Raw genomic sequence first — 13,468 nt, forward strand, 5'->3', positions numbered from 1 at the left:
CCGGTCCGGTACGACGGGGGGCCCGGGACCACTGTGGTCCCGGGCGCCCCGCGTTCAGGCCGGCGTGGTCCAGCGCTGACTGGCAGAGTTGTTGCATGCGGCAACAGTTACTGCGTTGCCCAGGGCAACTGGCGCGGTGAGGCAGAGCCCGTTCGAACGGATCGTCCCGTCACCGGGCTGGGTCCACTGCTGGTTGGTGCCGCCATGGCAGCTGTAGACGATGACGGCGCCGGCCTGGGTGGCGCTGGCGTCGAGGCAACTGAACAGGGCGTGCAGGCTGTGGTTCTCGGCGTGCACCCAGTTCTGGTTGTTCCCGCCGGTGCAGCTGTAGAGCAGGACCGTCGTGCTGTCGCTGCCGGACACGTCCAGGCATCCGCCGCTGCCGCGGATCTCGCCGGATGACGAGTTGCCGATCCCGTTCTCCTGGACGGCGGTGGAGCCGGAGATCGTCACCTGACTGTCGGCCGCGCAGCCGCTGCTCTCCGAACTGCCGGTGAAGTGTGCCGTCTGACTGCCGCTCGTCGGCGCGGTCATCGTCAGCTTCGAGTACGGCTCGTCGTCGCAGGTGGCTTGGTCGTTGTTCCAGTCGAAGTACTCGGTCCAGCTGACCATGCCCGACGTACTGATGGCGTTGCCGTTACCGGTCTGCAGGCTGCCGAGCTTGAACGACGTACCGGCGGTGAGGTCGCGGACAGTCACGCCGTACCAGCCGCTGCCCTCACTGGCGACCGCGAAGGCGTAGGTGTGTCCGGCAACCGGCGATTGGTCGAGACGGCAACTGCCACCGGTGCCGTCCTCCTGGAACTGGATGCAGTAGGTGCCGGCGTCGCCGACCCGCCAGGCCGTGGAGTTCCAGAGCGAATAGATGAACATGCCCACGCCGTCGCGGTGGGTCTGCATGCCGGTGTAGCCGAGCGCTTAACGTTACACGTGCTCGGAAACAAGCGTCGCCATCGTGCCCTCCTCGAGGGCCTGGAAGATGTGGGGGAGGTCGCCTGGGTAGGCGACGTAGTCGCCCGGGTTCAGTTCGATGGGGTCGTCGGCCGGGCCGACCAGGGCTCGGCCGGAGCCGAGGATGACGTGCTCGACCACGCCGGGCATGTGCGGGTCGGACTTCCGGCCCGGGCCGGGGGAGGCGGCGATGCGATAGATGTCGCGGCGGGCGTTGGGCGGGCTGGAGGCCACGAGTGTCGCGCTGTAGTCGGCCTGGTCGGAGTAGATCACCGGGCCGTCCCCGGCGCGGATGATCTGGACCTTCGGTCGCGGTGGATCGAGGAGCGCGGCGAACGGCGTGTCCAGAGCGACGGCCAGTGCCCACAGGGTTTCGACGCTCGGGTTGCCGGTGCCGGACTCCAGCTGGGACAGCGTCGACTTGGCGACGCCGGCGCGTTTGGCCACCTCGCTCAGCGACAGGCCGGCGCGGGCGCGGTGGCGGCGCAGGGAGGCCGCGATCACGTCGAGCGGCGCCTTGGTGCCGCGATCCCCGGAGGCAGGCTCGGTATCCATCGGTGTTCGCTCCATCGGTCTGGTTGTTCGGCTTGACGAACGGGTGGAAGGTTGTTCATCATAATGCTCATGCGTTCGATCTGGCGAACACTCGATCGTGGACTGGCCCGCGACATCGGCCTGGTCTGCCTGGCCGACGGCGTCGTCGGTCTCTCCTACGGCGCGATCAGCGTCGGCGGCGGCCTGCCGTTGTGGGTGCCGGTGCTGTTGTCGATCGTGGTGTTCGCGGGCGCGTCGCAGTTCCTCTTCGTGGGGATCGTGGCGGCCGGTGGCAATCCGATCGCGGCGATGATCGCCGGCCTCCTGGTGAACACGCGGCACGTCGCGTTCGGCCTGGCGGTCAGCGACCTGATCGGCGGCGGCTGGCGGCGCCTGCCGGGCAGCCACGTGATGACCGACGAGAACGTCGCCTTCGCCATGGGGCAGGACGATCCACAGCAGAAGCGGGCCGCGTACTGGGCCGGCGGGATCGGCATCTTCCTCTGCTGGAACGTCGGCGTCGTCATCGGCGGCCTGGCTGGCTCCGTGATCACCGACACCGACGTGTTCGGTCTGGACGCGGCCTTCCCCGCGGTCCTGTTGGCACTGGTCCTGCCGGCCCTGCGCGACCGTGCGACCCGTACGGCGGCACTCATCGGGGCCGTGGTCGCGCTGGCGGCGACGCCCTTCCTGCCCGCGGGTCTTCCGGTGCTGCTTGCCTTGGTCGGCGTGCTGTTCTACCGCACAGAGAAGCCCGCACTGGAGGTCTCGCGATGATGACCAACACCCCACTCGTACTGGCGGCCATCATGATCCTTGCCGTAGGCACCTTTTCGCTGCGGTTCGCCGGGCCGATGCTGCGCAGCCGGTTCGAGATCCCCGACCGGGCCCAGCAGATCCTGGCCGCGGCGGCGATCGTCCTGCTCACCGCACTCGTCGCGACCTCCGCGCTGATGGACGGCCACGGCCCGGCCGGGGTGGCTCGCCCGGCCGGCGTGCTGGTCGGCGGCATCCTGGCCTGGCGCAAGGCTCCGTTCGTGCTGGTCGTGGTGGCAGCCGCTGCGACCGCGGCCGGCCTGCGGCTCCTCGGCGTACCGTAGCCGGAACGGATAGCGTGCTCGCATGAGCACCTATCCCGGGCAGCCGCCGGCGGCGAAGAAGACCCTGATCTGGATCGCGATCGCGTGCTTCGTGATCGGTGTCGTGCTGACCGGGTTCTTCGTCTGGCGGATCGTCGTGACGGCGCCGAGGTCGCCGCAGCCGATCGAGAGCGGCGTGATCCATCTGAAGAAGGACGGCCTGACGATCTATGCGTCCGTGCCGGTGCCCACGCCGCCGTGCAAGGCGCAGGACTCCTCGGGGGCCGACGTGCCGCTCAAGCCGCCGACCGGGTCGGAGACGATCACGATCAACGGCGACAGTTGGTACGTCGTCGCCCGCTCGGTGGACCCCGTCCCGGCGGGCGACTACAGCATCTCGTGCACCGACGACCAGACCTCAGCGACGTACGCGGCCGGGCCGGGGATGTCGGTCGGCAAGTTCGTGTTGTCGATCTTCGGGGCCATCGGCTCCTTCCTGGTCTTCTTCATCCTCGGTGGCGTCCTGCTCACGATCGGCCTGGTCAAGAACCGCCGCCGCAACCGCCCGGGCGGCACGTTCCCGATGCAGCCACCACCAGGTGCCCCCGGCAACTACCCGCCGCCGCCGAACACCACCTTCCCCACACCCCCGCCGTACAACCCAGGCCCGAACCCGGATCGCCCGCAGGATCGCTGATGGACCTCGACTGGCCCGGTTGCCGCAACGCCCGCGACGTCGGTGGACTGCCGACCGCCGACGGCCGCACCATCCGCGAAGGCGTGCTGATCCGCTCGGAGAGCCTGCAGTACCTGACCCCCCACGGCGTCGACGCGGTACGGCGTTCCGGCGTCAGCCGGATCCTGGATCTGCGCGGCGACGGCGAGGTGGCGACCGCGCCGACGCCGTTCACCGGGACGCCGCTGGCGGTCCGGCAGCCGCTGCAGGATCCGGCCGACCCGGACCACGGGCAGCCGACGATCGTCGCGGCGTGCACCTGGATGCTCGACCGGCGGCCGGAGTTGTTCGCGGCCGCGGTCAAGGCGATCGCGGACGAGCCGGACGGCGCGGTCGTGGTGCACTGCCACGGCGGGAAGGACCGCACCGGCATGGTCGTCGCGCTGGCGCTGAGCATCGCCGGCGTACCCGAGGACGAGATCGTCGCCGACTACTTCCGCACCCAGGAGCGACTCTCCCCGTGGCTGGAGGAGCAACTCGCCGCCGAGCCGGACACCGCGTTGCATCCGGAGATGATCGAGTTCCGCGACACCCGGGCCGAGTCGCTGGTCGCGATTCTGCGGCATCTCGACGAAAAGTACGGCGGGCCGGAGGCATACCTGCGGCACGGTGGTCTCACCACCGCGGAGCTGGCGAAACTGAGAACCCGCTTAGTGGGCTGACCTGCGTCACGAGCGGATCACAGAGCGCAGTACATTGGCGCAATGCCGACCGCCGCAGTGTTGGAGGCCCCATGACCGGGCCGACCTGGGTGACCGACCCGGCGGCGGCACTGGCCGAACGCCACGGACTCTCCAAGAGCTCGATCCGCCCTCCTCTCGGCTCGTACTTGCGCGAGCTGTGGAGCCGTCGCCAGTTCGTCCTCAGCTATGCCACCGCACGCACCTACGCCATGTACGCCGGAGCCCGCCTCGGCTCGCTCTGGCAGGTGCTGACACCGCTGCTCAACGCTGCGGTCTACTACCTCGCGTTCGGTGTGCTGCTCGGCACCAAGAACGGGATCGACAACTACGTCGCGTTCCTGCTGACCGGGATCTTCGTCTTCACGTTCACCCAGCGCTGCATGACCGAAGGCTCGCGGTCGCTGGCGCTGAATCTGTCGCTGATCCGCACGCTGCACTTCCCGCGGGCGACGCTCCCGCTGGCCTACGTGCTGAACGAGCTGAACCAGATGCTCGTCTCACTGGGCATCCTGCTCGTGATCGTCGGCTTCACCGACGGATTCGCCTGGCACTGGCTGCTCGTCGTACCGGCCCTGCTGCTGCAGGTCATGTTCAACATCGGGATCACACTGGTCTTCGCGCGGGTCGGCACGTTCGTGGCCGATGTCAGCCAGTTGTTGCCGTTCATCACCCGCACCTGGCTGTATGCCTCCGGCATCTTCTTCTCGCTGCCCGCCAAGCTCGAGCAGGCGAACGCGCCGGGCTGGGTCGTCCAGGTGCTCGCGTTCAACCCGATCTCGGCCTACATCGACATCGTCCGGCGATCCCTGCTGGAGGAGCACAAGCAGAACGAACTGCCGCACGCGTGGTCGATCGCGATCGTCTGGTCGTTCGTGATGCTGGCCTTCGGGTTCGTCTACTTCTGGCGGGCGGAGGACCGATATGGGCGAGGCTGAGCCGACCGTCATCGCCGACCAGGTCGACATCGTCTACAAGGTGATCTCCGGCCAGGGCGGCAAGGGTACGGCGGCGACCGCGTTCCGGCGGATCCTGAAGCGGCAGGACCGGCCGACGATCCGCGAGGTGCACGCGGTCAAGAACGTCAGCTTCACCGCCTACAAGGGCGACGCTATCGGCGTGATCGGCCGCAACGGTTCCGGCAAGTCGACGCTGCTGCGCGCGGTCGCCGGCCTGCTGCCGCCCGCGGACGGCGTGATCTACACCGGCGGCCGGCCGTCGTTGCTCGGCGTCAACGCGGCGATGATGAACGACCTCACCGGCGACCGGAACGTCGTCCTCGGCTGTCTGGCGATGGGCATGTCACCGGCCGAGATCCAGCGCCGGTACGACGAGATCGTCGAGTTCTCCGGGATCGGCGACTTCATCGACCTGCCGATGTCGACGTACTCGTCCGGGATGGCGGCGCGGCTGAAGTTCGCGATCGCATCGGCGAAGACGCACGACATCCTGCTCGTGGACGAGGCGCTGGCGACCGGGGACGCCGAGTTCCGGATCCGGTCCGAGCGCAAGATCCGTGAGCTGCGCGACCAGGCCGGTACGGTCTTCCTGGTCAGCCACAGCCTGGACGTCGTCCGCGACACGTGTAATCGCGCCCTGTGGCTGGACGCCGGCGTACTGCGTCTCGACGGTCCCGTGGACGAAGTGGTCGACGCCTACATCAAGGAGACCAGGAGCTAGGGGACACGCCCTAGGCCCGCGGCCGCTCGCGGAGGCCCAGCAGGAAGCCCAGGCCCCAGGAGACGTGCATGGTCGCGCAGACCAGCGGCATCCAGAGCTGGGCCCGCCAGGGCAGGTAGCGGCCCTCGACCGCGGAACCGGCCACGAGCAGCACGGCGTAGCCGAGCGGGGCCAGGAAGCCCAGGTCGAGCCAGCTGACGCCGCTGATCAGGCCGATGATGCCGAGGATCGTGCCGATGGCCAGCAGGATCACCGCGATCGGCGGCGCCAGGTAGCGCTTGTTCGCGGTCTCGGGGTGCCGGCGGATCACCTCGCGGCGCCACTGGCCGGTGTGGAAGAACTGCTTCGCCACCGCGGACAGCGATGACCGCGGCCGGTAGGTGACGGACAGGTCCGGGCTGAACCAGATCAGGCCACCGGTCTTGCGGATCCGGTAGTTCAGCTCCCAGTCCTGGGCCCGGTGCATGGTCTCGTCGAAGCCGCCGACCCGCTCGAGCGCGGCCCGCCGGAAGACGCCCAGATAAACGGTGTCGGCCGGCCCGGCCTTGCCGCCCTGGTGGAACGTCGACGCACCCAGACCCAGCCGGGACCGGTACGCACACGCCACAGCCATCTCGGTCGGTGTCCGGCCTTCGGCCGCCATCACGCCGCCGACGTTGTCGGCTCCGCTCTCGTCGAGGACCTCGACCGCGCGGGTGATGTAGCCGTCGGTGAGGGCGCCGTGCCCGTCGACCCGGACCAGGATGTCGTGCTTGGCGTGCGCGATACCGACGTTCAGCGCGGCCGGGGTCTTGCCGGTCGGGTTCGGCACGATGCTGATCCGCGGGTCGCGGTCGGCCAGCTTGTCCGCGATCTCCTGGGTCCGGTCCTTGCTCGGGCCGATGGCGAGCACGACCTCGAGCTCACCCGGATAGTCCTGGTCGAGAACGCGGCCGACCGCCTCCTCGAGGTGACGTTCCTCGTTCAGCACGGGCATCACGACGGACACGGGCGGCCAGTGGGACAGCGGCATATCAGGTCAGGCCTTACAGATCGAAGCGACGTCGTCGACGCCGGTGGCGGGTGTGGTCGGTGAGCTGCCGGGTTTCGGCGTGCTCGGCTTCTTCGTCGTACTGGTGGTCGGCTTGCTCGTCGTACTACGGGGAGTGTTCGAAGTCTTACCGTCTCCCCCCGAGCCCGCCTTGTCCAGCGCTTCCGACTTCGCGACGGCCTCCGCGACCTTGGTGCGGATCAGTGCGAAGTCGGGATCACCGGTGTGGATCAAGGGTGGGACCGCGGAGAAGCTTGACACCGGCAGCTTCTTCGCGTCCAGCGCGAGGTCGGTGAAAGTGCCCAGCTCACCGGCCGGGATGTCGGTCTGGACCACTTCTTTGCTGGCCGACGCGATGCCCTGGAACTTGGTCAGCACGGTCTGTGGAGACAGCTGGTTCAGCATGGCCGACATCACGCACTTCTGCCGGGTCATCCGCTCGTAGTCCGACGACTCGGCCCGGGACCGGGCGAACCAGAGCGCGTGGTAACCGTCCAGGTGCTGGTTCTGGCCGGCTTCGATGTAGCCCTTGATCGGTGAGCTGCCGCCGCCGATCGGGACCCGCTTGCCGATGTCCAGGGTGATGCCGCCGACCGCGTTGAGCAGGTCACGGAACCCGGCCAGGTCGATCAGCACGTAGTAGTTGACCTTCATCCCGGTCACCGCCTCGACCGCCTGCTTGGTCGCGGTCACGCCGGGGTGCGGGTCGCCGGGGAAGAGGTCTTTGTGGTTGGAGGCGTAGGTGTAGACGGCGTTGATCAGGCACTCGGCGCCACAGTTCTTCCAATGGAAGCCGTCCGGGAACTGCTTGGCCATCGCCGTACCGGCCGGGAACGGAACCTTCGACAGGTTCCGCGGCAGGCCGATGAGGACGGTCCGGCCGGTGTCCGCGTTGATGCTGGCCAGCGTGATGCTGTCCGGCCGGGTGCCGATCCGGTCCGCGCCGGAGTCGCCGCCGAGCAGCAGCACGTTGTAGCGGCCCTTCTCGGCCTTCGACTTCTGCCCGTTGCCGAACACGCTCGCGACGAAGTCGCGCTGCGCGTTCACGATCGTGCTGCCGTAGATCAGCGCACTGACCACGGCCAGGATGAGGACGCCGTCGAGGATGCTGGTGACGAGCCGGTGGTTGCGCTCCAGACTCAGCGGACGGCCGAGCCGGTAGGCGTCGATGAACAGCCCGGCCCACCCGATCGCGAGCAGGATCAGCAGCACCTGGACGATCCGCAGCGTGCCCGGCCGAGCCATCAGGTTGATCGTGCCGGACCGCCAGACCAGCCCCAGCAGCACCAGGAACACGACGATCGCGATCAGCCCGGCGACCACCCGCCAGGCCCAGCGGCCGGCCCGCTTGCTGCCGGCCGCGATCTGCGCCGATCCCGGCAGCACCAGTGTCATCAGCACCAGCGTCAACGCCCGCTTGAACCGCACCGGCTCGCCGAGATTGCGCAGGTCAGGCTTCTCCTGCGGCATGACGTCCTTCCGTTCGCAGATTCACGCAGCACGGCGGCCAATACTGCAGTCGACCGTACCTTGTGGTTCCCACCCTCGCCCGGTACGACGTGCCGGGGGCGGTGAAGGTTCGAGCCGAGGCGGATCCGGAGACGAAGAGTAGCAGCCCTTTCACTCAGCGCAGGAAAACCCGTGCACACACCCTGTCGCCGATCGGTTTCACGCAGTTGTGATGGTGGTCGATGGGTGGATGCGTTACGAAGTGCTGCACGCACCTTCAGTGAGGACAGGAAACCGCCCATGAAACTGTTCCGTACGCTTCTGGCTGCCACCGCGGCCGTCACCGTCACCCTTCTCGGCACCAGTACTGCGCAGGCATTCGAACCTGCGGTGCAGGCGCCCGGTGCCGACTTCACCGGGATCGCCGCGCTCAGCAACTGCTCCGCCTCGTTGGTCCGGTACGCCGAATCCGCCAGCACCGACAAGGCGCTCGTACTCACAGTGAGGATGATGGGTGTGGTCCCCTGCAGTGGTCGTCCTGACTCGACCACTCACTGACTTCGGGTCTTGAATTGGATATGTCGGTCGACCGCTGCGGGGGTCACGTGCACTCACCGGACGAGGGTCTGTGACTTCATAGGAGCCTGTGCCAGCAGGCACCCATCACTGTCTTGTCCGCTCGCCTCGGCTGGTGCGTGCCGCCCTCATCCCTAGCCAGTGGAAGGACGGCAGTACCACGATGCCACGAGCAGGCGCCCAACCTCAGCTCGAGATCACCGGTGGTGTCGACACCCACCGGGATACTCACACCGCGGCCGCGGTCGATCAGACCGGCCGGATGCTCGGCCATGCCACGTTTCCCACCACCCGGGCCGGCTATGCCGCGCTGCTGGCCTGGCTGCAGTCGTTCGGACTGCTGGTCCTGGCCGGAGTGGAGGGCACGGGCGCCTACGGGGCCGGCCTCACGACCTACCTGAGCGAACAAGGCATCACGGTCGTCGAGATCGATCGGCCGAACCGCAAGACCCGCCGCCGGGCCGGCAAATCCGACCCGATCGACGCCGAGGCCGCCGCCCGCGCCGCCCTGGGCAAAGTACGCACCGGAACCCCCAAATCCCGCGACAGCCAGGTCGAGGCGCTGCGGAACCTGCGAGTCGCCCGCACCAGCGCCGTCGACCAACGTGCCGGCTGCATGCGCCAGATCAAAGCCTTGATCGTGACCGCACCCCACGCCCTGCGCGACCAGCTGCGCGGTCTCACCACCGCCCGCCTGATCCACACCTGCCACAACCTAAGGCCCGATTCCACCCAGATCGGCACCCCGGAACAAGCCGTCAAAACGGCGCTGCGTTCACTGGCACGCCGCTACACAACCGCCCAAGAAGAGATCGCCGAACTCGACACACTCATCACCACCCTGATCGAAACGATCAACCCCGCCCTTCTCCAGCTCACCGGAGTCGGCCCCGACACCGCCGGCCAACTCCTGGTCACCGCCGGCCACAACCCCGAACGGATCCACTCCGAAGGCGCCTTCGCGATGCTCTGCGGCGCCGCACCCATCCCCGCGTCCTCAGGTCAAACACAGCGCCACCGCCTCAACCGCGGCGGCGACCGCCAAGCCAACAAAGCCCTCTACATGATCGTCATCAACCGACTCCGCTGGGACCCCCGCACCCACACCTACCTCGCGAAACGCACCGCCGACGGCCTCTCCAAGAAAGACACCATCCGCTGCCTCAAACGACTCATCGCCCGCGAGATCTACTACACCCTCCGCCAAACACAGCCCACACCAAACCAGCAACCGGCCACCGCTTGACATCTATAGGAGCATCCAACGGGCACTGCTACGAGGGCGGGTTCCTGCAGCCCGGCCAGGTGCTGGTGAACCGTGCGTCGACCCGCTCGATCACGCTGCTCCGGCCGGACTCCAGCCGGGCCGGCACTGTCCGTGCCGCGCGGATCCTGTTCGGCACGATGACGAAGACCGACATGATCGTCTACGAGGTGAACGAGACCTACGCCTCGATCAAGAGCCGCCTCAAGGTCTCGCCGCTCACGCTGGCCAAGCAGGGCCCGGCGAACGGCGCCGGGATGGCGGTCGTTTCCGGCTACTGGAAGCGGATCTACACCTGCTCGGTGCAGGCGACCATCCCGCAACTGCGCGAGGGCGACTGGACCTGGCAGAACTCGATCAAGTACGAGCAGCCCGGTTGCGAGACGATCGGCGGTACGTCGGGATCACCGGTCGTCAGCACGTCCACCGGTGAGGTGATCGGCATCAACAACACCGGTAACGAGGACGGCGAGCGCTGCACGGTGAACAACCCGTGCGAGGTCGACACCGACGGCAACGTCACGGTCGAGCAGGGCGCGGCGTACGGCCAGCAGACCTGGTGGCTCTACACCTGCCTGACCGCGACCCGCACCATCGACCTGAACAAGGCCGGCTGCGAGCTACCGAAGCCCGCCGCCCGCCACTGACCCTCTGTCACTGCCGAGTGCGGGGTGACGCACACCACTTCGATATCCGGTAACGTCGCCCCGCATGGCAGTCGACTCCTCTACGGATCAGGTCACAACGTCGAAGTGGCCGAGCCCCCTCGGGGTTCGGACCAGACTCGTCGCGTCCAGTGCGCTGATGCTCTTCGTCGAGCTCGCGCTGATCCGCTGGACCGGCTCGAACGTGGTCCATCTGAGCTACTTCTCGAACTTCGTGCTGCTCGGCTCGTTCCTCGGCATCGGGATCGGCATCCTCCGATCCGGGCGGGCGAAACGGCTGCCCTACTACTCACCGATCATGCTCGGGCTGCTGGTCCTGGTGATCGCCTGGAAGCCGGTCACGGTCAACCGCGGCACCTCGTCCAGCGTCATCTACTTCACCAGCCTGAACACCACCGGCCCGCCGACCTGGGTGATCCTGCCGATCATCTTCGTCGCCGCCGCGGTGGTGCTGGCCGGTCCGGCCGAGCTGGTCGGCCGGTGTTTCGCCGAGTTGCCGCGACTGACGGCGTACCGGTACGACCTGATCGGGAGCCTGGTCGGGATCGCGAGTTTCACCGGGCTGTCGTTCCTGGGGGCGCCGCCGATCTGGTGGGGTCTGATCGTCACGGTGATGTTCGGCGCGCTGATGATCCCGCGGCAACGATCCGGGGTCGCCGCGACCGGTCGTAGTGTCGTCGCTCTCGGGCTGAGCGCCGCGATGGTGCTCGCGCCGCTGCTGGTGATGGTCGGCGTGCTCTTCCACGAGTCGACCCGGCCGGAGAACAGCTGGTCGCCGTACTACAAGGTGCAGACGAAGCAGACCAGCTATGAGGGTGTGCCACTGGTGACGATCACGGTGAACGGCGTACCGCACCAGCAGGCGATCCCGGCCGACGCGCGGCTGCAGTGGGAGTCGCAGTACGGACTGCCGTACGAGCGGGCCAACGTCGGCAAGACGCCGAAGAATGTGCTGATCATCGGTGCCGGTTCCGGGTCGGACGTGGCGATCGCGCTGAAGAAGGGCGCGACGCATGTGGACGCGGTCGAGATCGACCCGCGGATCCGCGACATCGGGAAGGCGCTGCACCCGGACCGGCCGTACCAGGACCCGCGGGTGACGTCGCACATCGACGACGGGCGGGCGTTCCTGTCCCGGACGGACAAGAAGTACGACCTGATCCTGCTGGCACTGCCGGACTCGCTGACGCTGGTGAACGGCGCGAGCTCGCTGCGACTGGAGAGCTACCTGTTCACCGAGCAGGCGTTCAAGTCCGCCCGTGACCACCTCAATCCGGGTGGCGCGTTCGCGATGTACAACTTCTACCGCGAGACCTGGCTGATCGATCGGCTCGCATCGACCGCACAGAAGGCGTTCGGGCACAAGCCGTGTGTGGACAAGGTCGGCGACGAACTGCAGCAGGCCGTGGTGACGGTCGGGCTCACCTCCGCCGACCAGACCTGCCAGGGTGAGTGGGCCGGTCCGACGTCGATCACGCCGCCGCCCGCGACAGACAACCGGCCGTTCCTCTATCTGTTGACGGACCGGATCCCGTCGCTCTACCTGGTCACGCTCGGGCTGATCCTGGTCGCCGGTCTGATCGGAGTCGGGATCGCCGGCGGGGGATCGTCGTACCGGCGGATGCGCCCGTACGCCGACCTGTTCCTGCTCGGCGCCGGCTTCATGCTGCTGGAGACGAAGAGCATCACCGGGTTCGCCTTGCTCTTCGGTACGACGTGGGTGGTGAACGCGATCGTGTTCGCCGGGGTGCTGGTCGCCGTGCTGGCCGCCGTCGAAGTGACGAGACGGTTCAAGACGCCACCGGTGAAGATCATGTACGGCGTCCTGTTCGGTGGGCTCGCGTTGGCCTGGGTGTTCCCGGACGGCTGGTTGCTGGGGATGCCGGTCGGCCTGCGGGCGTTGGTCGCCGTACTGATCGCGTTCCTGCCGATCTTCGCCGCGAACGTCATCTTCGCCAAGCGCTTCACCGACACCGCCGACGGCACCGCGTCGTTCGGTGCGAACCTCCTCGGCGCCATGCTCGGCGGCTGCCTCGAGTACGCCGCGCTGATCATCGGCTTCGACGGCCTCCTGATCGTCGCCGCCCTGCTCTACGCCGGCGCCTTCCTCCTGACCCCGAAGGTCCGTGCGGTGGTGAGGAGCTGACCGATGAGCGACCTGGCCGACTACTACCGGGACCGCGCCACCGAGTACGACGCGGTCTACGACAAGCCGGAACGGCAGGAGGACCTGGCTCGCCTGCGCGCCCTCCTACCACCGTTGGTGGCCGGCAGGTCGGTCCTGGAGATCGCCGCCGGCACGGGCTACTGGACGACGGCTCTGTCGGCCTCGGCCCAGTCGGTGCTGGCGACGGATGTGAACGACGAGACGCTCGCCGTCGCCCGGACCCGTTCGTACGGGCCGGGCGAGGTGCGCTTCCACGTGGCGGATGCCTACGACCTCGGTGCCGTACCGGGCCGGTTCGACGCGATCTTCGCCGGGTTCTTCTGGTCACATGTGCCGCGGGCCGACGTACGGCGGTTCGCGCGAGCGTTGATCGATCGCGTCGAGCCCGGTGGCGTGGTGATCTTCGCCGACAACCGGTATGTGGAAGGCAGCAACCATCCGATCACGCGGACCATGCCGGACGGCGACACTTACCAGACGCGGCGGCTGTCCGACGGACGCACCTTCGAGGTACTGAAGAACTTCCCGAGCGCCGAGCAGTTCGCCGCGGACGTGGCGCCGGGTGAGGTCAGCTGGGCCGAACTCATCTACTTCTGGTTGGCGACCATCTCCTAGAGCGTTCGACTCGGCCTGCCTGTCGATCTCCGTCGAAAGGTC

The 13,468-nt window shown here is 67.8% G+C and carries 15 protein-coding genes; 11 read left to right on the forward strand and 4 right to left on the reverse strand.

Annotated elements, in window-relative coordinates:
- Positions 1-54 precede the first annotated feature (54 nt).
- Entirely contained in the window at positions 55-900 is an 846-nt protein-coding gene (locus tag OG555_RS21090; protein WP_329484640.1) for a ricin-type beta-trefoil lectin domain protein, read from the reverse strand.
- Positions 901-924: 24 nt separating this feature from the next.
- Positions 925-1,506: a helix-turn-helix domain-containing protein gene (locus tag OG555_RS21095; protein WP_329484641.1), complete on the reverse strand. Its 582-nt coding sequence runs from the start codon at positions 1,504-1,506 to the stop codon at positions 925-927.
- A gap of 69 nt (positions 1,507-1,575) precedes the next feature.
- Between OG555_RS21095 and OG555_RS21100 the strand changes: the two genes are divergently transcribed.
- From OG555_RS21100 to OG555_RS21125, 6 genes are all read left to right on the forward strand, one after another.
- Positions 1,576-2,262 (forward strand): AzlC family ABC transporter permease, encoded by a 687-nt coding sequence (locus tag OG555_RS21100; RefSeq protein WP_329484642.1) that lies wholly within the window; start codon positions 1,576-1,578, stop codon positions 2,260-2,262.
- A complete protein-coding gene (locus tag OG555_RS21105; protein WP_329484643.1) occupies positions 2,259-2,585 on the forward strand; it encodes an AzlD domain-containing protein in 327 nt (108 codons plus the stop codon). The genes OG555_RS21100 and OG555_RS21105 overlap by 4 nt, the downstream gene beginning before the upstream one ends.
- A gap of 22 nt (positions 2,586-2,607) precedes the next feature.
- Positions 2,608-3,261, forward strand: coding sequence for a hypothetical protein (locus tag OG555_RS21110; protein WP_329484644.1), 654 nt, complete (start codon positions 2,608-2,610; stop codon positions 3,259-3,261).
- A complete protein-coding gene (locus tag OG555_RS21115) occupies positions 3,261-3,962 on the forward strand; it encodes a tyrosine-protein phosphatase (protein ID WP_329484645.1) in 702 nt (233 codons plus the stop codon). The genes OG555_RS21110 and OG555_RS21115 overlap by 1 nt, the downstream gene beginning before the upstream one ends.
- Positions 3,963-4,033: 71 nt before the next feature.
- Entirely contained in the window at positions 4,034-4,918 is an 885-nt protein-coding gene (locus tag OG555_RS21120; RefSeq protein WP_329484646.1) for an ABC transporter permease, read from the forward strand.
- Positions 4,905-5,660 (forward strand): ABC transporter ATP-binding protein, encoded by a 756-nt coding sequence (locus tag OG555_RS21125; RefSeq protein WP_329484647.1) that lies wholly within the window; start codon positions 4,905-4,907, stop codon positions 5,658-5,660. The genes OG555_RS21120 and OG555_RS21125 overlap by 14 nt, the downstream gene beginning before the upstream one ends.
- A 10-nt stretch (positions 5,661-5,670) precedes the next feature.
- On the opposite strand, the gene OG555_RS21130 is transcribed toward OG555_RS21125, so the two are convergent.
- Together OG555_RS21130 and OG555_RS21135 are read right to left on the reverse strand one after the other, a co-directional pair.
- The gene (locus OG555_RS21130; RefSeq protein ID WP_442914512.1) at positions 5,671-6,672 is read right to left on the reverse strand and encodes a glycosyltransferase family 2 protein; all 1,002 of its coding nucleotides are present in this window, start codon (positions 6,670-6,672) and stop codon (positions 5,671-5,673) included.
- A 6-nt stretch (positions 6,673-6,678) separates the two neighbouring features.
- The gene (locus OG555_RS21135) at positions 6,679-8,160 is read right to left on the reverse strand and encodes an LCP family protein (RefSeq protein WP_329484648.1); all 1,482 of its coding nucleotides are present in this window, start codon (positions 8,158-8,160) and stop codon (positions 6,679-6,681) included.
- A gap of 279 nt (positions 8,161-8,439) precedes the next feature.
- Between OG555_RS21135 and OG555_RS21140 the strand changes: the two genes are divergently transcribed.
- The 5 genes from OG555_RS21140 to OG555_RS21160 all read left to right on the forward strand — a co-directional run bounded on the left by OG555_RS21140 (position 8,440) and on the right by OG555_RS21160 (position 13,426).
- Positions 8,440-8,697, forward strand: a complete 258-nt coding sequence (locus OG555_RS21140) for a hypothetical protein (RefSeq protein ID WP_329484649.1) — start codon at positions 8,440-8,442, stop codon at positions 8,695-8,697.
- A gap of 181 nt (positions 8,698-8,878) precedes the next feature.
- Entirely contained in the window at positions 8,879-9,961 is a 1,083-nt protein-coding gene (locus OG555_RS21145) for an IS110 family transposase (RefSeq protein ID WP_329476941.1), read from the forward strand.
- Positions 9,958-10,626, forward strand: a complete 669-nt coding sequence (locus OG555_RS21150) for a trypsin-like peptidase domain-containing protein (protein WP_329484650.1) — start codon at positions 9,958-9,960, stop codon at positions 10,624-10,626. The genes OG555_RS21145 and OG555_RS21150 overlap by 4 nt, the downstream gene beginning before the upstream one ends.
- 157 nt (positions 10,627-10,783) lie before the next feature.
- Positions 10,784-12,790 carry a spermidine synthase gene (locus OG555_RS21155; protein ID WP_329484651.1) on the forward strand — a complete coding sequence of 669 codons (2,007 nt, stop codon included), beginning with the start codon at positions 10,784-10,786 and terminating at the stop codon, positions 12,788-12,790.
- 3 nt (positions 12,791-12,793) lie between these two features.
- Entirely contained in the window at positions 12,794-13,426 is a 633-nt protein-coding gene (locus OG555_RS21160) for a class I SAM-dependent methyltransferase (protein ID WP_329484652.1), read from the forward strand.
- Positions 13,427-13,468: the final 42 nt, after the last annotated feature.

Origin of the sequence: Kribbella sp. NBC_01484 (genome assembly GCF_036227145.1) — a bacterium.
GTDB lineage: Bacteria > Actinomycetota > Actinomycetes > Propionibacteriales > Kribbellaceae > Kribbella.